Source organism: Actinomyces sp. S6-Spd3, assembly GCF_000758755.1.
Taxonomy (GTDB): domain Bacteria; phylum Actinomycetota; class Actinomycetes; order Actinomycetales; family Actinomycetaceae; genus Pauljensenia.
The window spans coordinates 1-623 of the sequence record NZ_JRMV01000092.1 but is presented as its reverse complement, the minus strand read 5'-3'; the positions used below and the strand labels follow the sequence as shown (position 1 = coordinate 623).

General features: G+C 57.9%; 1 protein-coding gene. It reads left to right on the top strand.

The annotated features are described in order from the left end of the window. Window positions 1–78 precede the first annotated feature (78 nt). On the top strand, window positions 79–623 hold a 545-nt coding region (locus HMPREF1627_RS00550; RefSeq protein ID WP_420705302.1), incomplete at its 3' end, for a 3-phosphoshikimate 1-carboxyvinyltransferase.

Below are 623 nucleotides of genomic sequence, written 5' to 3'. Positions count from 1 at the left end.
GCTCCGTTGCTAGAAAGCGATCGGGAGTTTATAGAGATTGAGCTAGAGGGCACACTTCCATCGCGACCACACGTGGAAATGACGCTTGCCGCGATGCGTCTACGTGGCGTAGACGCCGATTGGACGGGTGAGCGCACACTGCGGGTTAAACGCGGCGACATTAGCGGACGCGACGCGGTGATAGAGCCAGATCTTTCTAACGCCGGCCCGTTCCTCGCCGCCGCCGCAGTTACCGGCGGCCACGTTCGCATCCCCTACTGGCCGCTCCAAACCACGCAGGCAGGCAACGAGTGGCTACCTATTTTGCGCCAAATGGGTGCCGACGTAAACCTCGTGCCGCAAGGCACCGTGTACGGCACGCTGTGCCTTCGCGCCGGGGACCTTCAAGGATTTAATGGCGACATGTCCCAGGTTGGAGAACTCGTTCCTACACTTGCCGCAATCTGTGCGTTCACAAACACCCCCTCAAATATCACGGGTATAGAACATCTTCGCGGACACGAAACCGACCGCCTTAAAGCGATCGCCACCGAACTTGCCAAACTGGGTGTGCTCGTTGAAGAGGGAGCCGATTACCTCAGAATTGATGGCACAAACGGCTGGGTGGAAAACCTTCATGAACC